This is a genomic window from Acidithiobacillus sp. (assembly GCF_023255755.1).
Classification (GTDB): Bacteria; Pseudomonadota; Gammaproteobacteria; order Acidithiobacillales; family Acidithiobacillaceae; genus Acidithiobacillus.
In genome coordinates, this window is record NZ_JAGDVS010000015.1 from 1 (window position 1) to 4,385 (window position 4,385).

The window sequence follows — 4,385 nt, forward strand, 5'->3', positions numbered from 1 at the left end:
GGCGCTCAGGAAGAAGCAGACGATAGGTGCCCTATGCTTGCGTACCATCGCACTCACCGCGTGCCGGAGCGGCGAGATACGCGGGTTACGGTGGGATGAGATCGACCTGCCCGCCAAGACGCTGACCATTCCCGCCAACCGGACCAAGACCGGCAAAGTGCACGTCGCCCCCATGAGCGATGAGGTGGCCGAGATCATCGAGCGCATGGCCGAACTCGGGACCACCGGCACGGTATTCCCCAACCGAAAGGGACAGCCGTTGTCCGATGTTGGAGTAACAAAGGTTATGCGGGAGTATCACGAAAGCGCAACAGTCCACGGCCTGCGGAGCAGCTTCCGTGATTGGGCGGGCGACAAGACCCACCACAGCCGGGAAGTTATAGAGCAGTGCCTTGCTCATGCCCTGGGCGGTGTAGAGGGCGCTTATAGGCGCGGCGATGCTCTGGAGAAGCGGCGCAAGGTCATGGAAGATTGGGCGCGGTTCCTGGGCGAGCAGTCCGGCAACGTGATTGCGCTTTCGGTGGCGTCATGACCACGGCCATCGAGCAGGCAATGGCCGGCCTGCCATCCAAAAGCCGCAGAATCGCCTTGCAAGCAGCACTAGACGCCATTGCAGACCGAGGGCGCGAGATTGATGCATACGCAGCGGCGGAACGAAACAGGAGCGGCCAGACCAGCACCAAATCAGGACCAGTGACCAATCTGCAGGACCAGCTTCTGCGGGTGATGAAGACAGCAAAGAAGATGGGTGCTTACGAGTTCGCTCACCACCTGGAAGCCTTGGCGATGCTGACCGAATTGCTCCGGAGTGCCGACGATATTGCCCTTCCGCCGCCAAACATGGGACCGGTTGAGAATTGCGCCAGCGTGGAGCGAATCAGCCCCCCTCTACTGACCAGCCCCCGCGTCGTGGTGATCAATCAGAAGCCGATCAAGGCGCTTTGCAAGGCGCATGACCGGGAAAAGGCCGGGACGATTGGCCCGACCGTAAATCTTCTCCGCCGCCATCTGCCCGACGCTCACCATTCGCAGATCTATACCATCCTGCAAGAGCTTGGGCAGAACGATATCAAGCTTGATGCAGCAAAAAATCTCTGGCGACAGGGGAAGCGCGGCAAAAGTATCAAGTTGCCCCCCTCTTAAATCTTCTCATTGTCCGTAGTTGTTCAATGGCCCTTGTCGAACATACACAGGGGCTTTTTATTATGGCAATCCAAGTCAAGCAATATCCGCCGGTTGTGAAGATCGGCACCGTTTGCGAGATCACAACGCTTTCAAAATCCAGCGTTTACGACCTTATCAAAAAGGGCCAATTCCCGGCATCTCGGACGCTGTTCAGCAATCGCGTGGTGTGGGATACCGCCGAAGTCCTGGCATGGCTGGAAAGCAATCTGAGCAAGGGGGCAGCCGCATGAGCGCCACAGGCAAAAAAGCCCCCGGCGGCAATCCGGGAGCTTCGCACAACACCATCAAGCCCGGTCAGTGTAGCACATTCCGCCAGCTTGCAACCGGCATCGCTCTGACCGTGCCCGCCTGGATAGCCGTCATTGCGGCATTGGCGGTGAATCATGGCTGACCTTGTCCGCCAGGTTATCGACGACATGCACAGTTGCGGCATCGTCCCTACCGACCCCGGCGTCATTCAATTCGACCTGCCAACAATGACCAGATTCCATGTGGCAGGCGATAAAAAAGGCACCATGAACGGCTTCTGGCGCGGGTTCTCAGACGGGATTCCGGCTGGCGTTTTTGGATCGTGGAAAACTGGCGCACAGCACAACTGGACGATGGGCAGCGCCGACAAGTGGAGCGATTCTGACAAGGCGGCGTTTACCGCCAAAATAGAGCGCATCAAGGCCGAGCGTGAGGCATTACAGGCCCAAGCTCAAGGCGAAGTCGCAAAGGCCGCCACAGAGCGATTTAACAGCCTTCCAGACGCATCGCCAGATCAGGGTTATTGCCTAAAGAAACACATCACACCGATGAACGCCAAGCAACAGAATACGTTCCTGGTCCTGGCTATTGTGGACTGGTCCGGCGCTATCCACTCGCTGCAAACCATCGCACCAAATGGCCGGAAGATGATGCTTAAGGGTGGCGCTAAAAAGGGATTCCACATCCATATTGGCGGCAATCCCGAAGGCCGGTTATTGGTTTGCGAAGGTTACGCTACCGGCTGTTCACTGGCGAAGATGGACCCCGACGCGGAGGTTGTCGCGGCTGTTGATGCCTACAACATCCGAAGCGTCGCTCAGGCCGCAAGGGAACGCTTCCCTACGCGCGAAATCGTGTTGTGCGGCGACCATGACCCCGTAGGTGTTCGTTGCGCCACAGCGGCAGCTAGGGCCATTAACGGCAAGGTGTTGATACCGCCGACGGTCGGCATGGACTGGAACGATTACGCCCTGGCGCTGGAGGCTTCCCGATGAGCGTCTTAACATTGCCAGCGGCAAAACTCGCAGAAAAAGACTCGACGCCCGACCACACAGAACTTGCTGGATACATTGGCGAACGCGGCAAGTTAATCAGCAATCGTGGTGACTTCTGGGATTATTCGGCGGATGCCGGAATCTGGCAGAAAGTCCCAACGGAAATGCTCCACCGGCGCATTCAGGAAGTGTGCCGCCAGTTCGGTATTGCGGCCAGTTCAAGCCGGATCACTGGAACCGAGAAGATGGCTCACGGCGTCTGGTATCGAGACATCGAGTGGGATGCCACCGGAAAGCGGGATATTGCCGTACAGAACGGCATCCTGCATTACGAAGGCGGCGGAAAGTGGGTTGTGAAGCCGTATCGTGCAGAGGATTACCGGCGCGTTTCATTGCCGATCAAGTACGACCCTGATGCAGATTGCCCAAGGTTTACGCAGTTCGTGCAGGAGGTATTCCACGGCACCGACGACGCCAAGGAACGAATAGTCGCACTTGTTGAACTCATGGGCCTAACCCTCACGGCGTCCACCGAGTTTGAAAAGGCCGCGTTACTGGTCGGCAGCGGCTCCAACGGGAAAAGCGTCACACTTCGATTGCTGGCGGATATGGTCGGTCAGTACGCTTCCGGCATCAATCCGGCCGAGTTTGAGAATCGCTTTCAAAGGGCTAGTCTCGACGGCAAGCTGGCTAATATCGTGACCGAGTTGCCGGAAGGAACAACGCTTCCAGACGGCGCAATCAAGGCCATTATCAGCGGCGAAGCCTGTACCGTTGAGCACAAACATCGCGACCCGTTTGTCATGACGCCAATATGCAAAATCTGGCTTGGATCGAATCACATGCCGGGCACCCGCGACTTTTCCCCAGCACTGTTTCGGCGCTTCACTATTTTGAAGTTCCCTAACGAGTACCCGGAAGAATCTCGGGACGTGCGCTTATCTGAAAAGCTCCGGGCAGAGATCCCCGGTATCCTGAATATCCTTCTCGCAGCCCTGGGCAATGCGTTTGATCGTGGACACCTGACTTCCCCGCCAAGTTCGGTTGAGGCCGTAAACCAGTGGAAACGCGATTCCGATCAGGTTCTCACTTTTCTTGAGGAACAGATGGTGCAGGAACCCGGCGCGAGGATCGCCAGCGCAGAGGCGTTTTCCCTATATCAGCAGTGGGCATCAAGCGCGGGCATCAAGCGGCCAGTGAGCCGGAACCCTTTCACTAGGCGTATCAAGGCGCTTATGTGGGCCGAGGATGGGAAGGGGACGGCAGGCGAACGCTTCCTTTACGGACTACGCCAAAGACTTGCGGGGGACTTGTAATGGACATTTTCTGGGCTGAGATTTTGGGCGCAAGTGGCGCTAGTGGCGCATCCAATACGCTGCAACAAAACTTTAGGGGGGGGTATAGGGGTATAGGGGGGAGAGATATACAGCACAGTGGGGGAAATGCGCCACTTCCGCCACTTGGCGATGAATACGATCAATCAGAACGGGAGGCCATCCAGTCGGAGGACGACCTGCCACCGGATCGCGGCTGGGACGATATACCTGGCTTCGAGGGGATGCCGGACCTGACCGCGGCGCAGCATGGCGCGATTCTGAAAAGGCTGATGGGCCACCGGCCATGACGATCATCGACACCCTCAGGGCGCGCCCCGATTTGGTTACGGCTTTGATGACCGTGGCTATCCGGCATCAACGATCCGGCATCAAGCGTTTCACCTGGCGCAAACATCTTTGGCGGGTGCGGGATCGCGGCTTCATGGTGACAACCGATGTGAAGATCAGGGGGCGATGGATTCCGGGGTGTTGCAGGTGGTATTGAGCAGACGCCCGCCATGGCCCCTAGGATGCCCCACAGCGCACGCAAACAGCCGGGGCAGTACCAATGCACCACCCAACCGAGCGGGAGGCTAGAAACGGGCATATGCAAGTATGGTGGAGACATTCTCCGCCATGC

General features: G+C 57.7%; 7 protein-coding genes. All 7 read left to right on the forward strand.

The genetic code is table 11. The features are described 5' to 3' along the window. Nucleotides 1–532 (forward strand): site-specific integrase (locus tag Q0C48_RS01340; RefSeq protein WP_291520795.1); only part of this gene is annotated, 532 nt, incomplete at its 5' end. Further along, on the forward strand, nt 529–1,143 hold the full coding sequence (locus Q0C48_RS01345) for a hypothetical protein (protein WP_291520796.1): 615 nt from the start codon (nt 529–531) through the stop codon (nt 1,141–1,143). The genes Q0C48_RS01340 and Q0C48_RS01345, both read left to right, overlap by 4 nt. 26 nt (nt 1,144–1,169) lie before the next feature. Next, the gene (locus tag Q0C48_RS01350) at nt 1,170–1,415 is read left to right on the forward strand and encodes an AlpA family transcriptional regulator (protein WP_291520797.1); all 246 of its coding nucleotides are present in this window, start codon (nt 1,170–1,172) and stop codon (nt 1,413–1,415) included. Beyond that, complete coding sequence (locus Q0C48_RS01355) at nt 1,412–1,576, forward strand: hypothetical protein (protein ID WP_291520799.1); 165 nt, start codon at nt 1,412–1,414, stop codon at nt 1,574–1,576. The genes Q0C48_RS01350 and Q0C48_RS01355 overlap by 4 nt, the downstream gene beginning before the upstream one ends. Then, nucleotides 1,569–2,429 (forward strand): toprim domain-containing protein, encoded by an 861-nt coding sequence (locus Q0C48_RS01360; protein ID WP_291520801.1) that lies wholly within the window; start codon nt 1,569–1,571, stop codon nt 2,427–2,429. Before Q0C48_RS01355 ends, Q0C48_RS01360 begins: the two co-directional genes overlap by 8 nt. Continuing rightward, complete coding sequence (locus Q0C48_RS01365) at nt 2,426–3,745, forward strand: phage/plasmid primase, P4 family (protein ID WP_291520803.1); 1,320 nt, start codon at nt 2,426–2,428, stop codon at nt 3,743–3,745. The genes Q0C48_RS01360 and Q0C48_RS01365 overlap by 4 nt, the downstream gene beginning before the upstream one ends. 304 nt (nt 3,746–4,049) lie before the next feature. After that, nucleotides 4,050–4,250: a hypothetical protein gene (locus Q0C48_RS01370; RefSeq protein WP_291520805.1), complete on the forward strand. Its 201-nt coding sequence runs from the start codon at nt 4,050–4,052 to the stop codon at nt 4,248–4,250. Nucleotides 4,251–4,385: the final 135 nt, after the last annotated feature.

What these genes read in the sequence shown, in the direction of transcription:
- Q0C48_RS01355 (WP_291520799.1), top strand. Translation starts at nt 1,412, where the DNA reads ATGAGCGCCACAGGCAAAAAAGCCCCCGGCGGCAATCCGGGAGCTTCG.
- Q0C48_RS01345 (WP_291520796.1), top strand. Translation starts at nt 529, where the DNA reads ATGACCACGGCCATCGAGCAGGCAATGGCCGGCCTGCCATCCAAAAGC.
- Q0C48_RS01350 (WP_291520797.1), top strand. Translation starts at nt 1,170, where the DNA reads ATGGCCCTTGTCGAACATACACAGGGGCTTTTTATTATGGCAATCCAA.
- Q0C48_RS01365 (WP_291520803.1), top strand. Translation starts at nt 2,426, where the DNA reads ATGAGCGTCTTAACATTGCCAGCGGCAAAACTCGCAGAAAAAGACTCG.
- Q0C48_RS01370 (WP_291520805.1), top strand. Translation starts at nt 4,050, where the DNA reads ATGACGATCATCGACACCCTCAGGGCGCGCCCCGATTTGGTTACGGCT.
- Q0C48_RS01360 (WP_291520801.1), top strand. Translation starts at nt 1,569, where the DNA reads ATGGCTGACCTTGTCCGCCAGGTTATCGACGACATGCACAGTTGCGGC.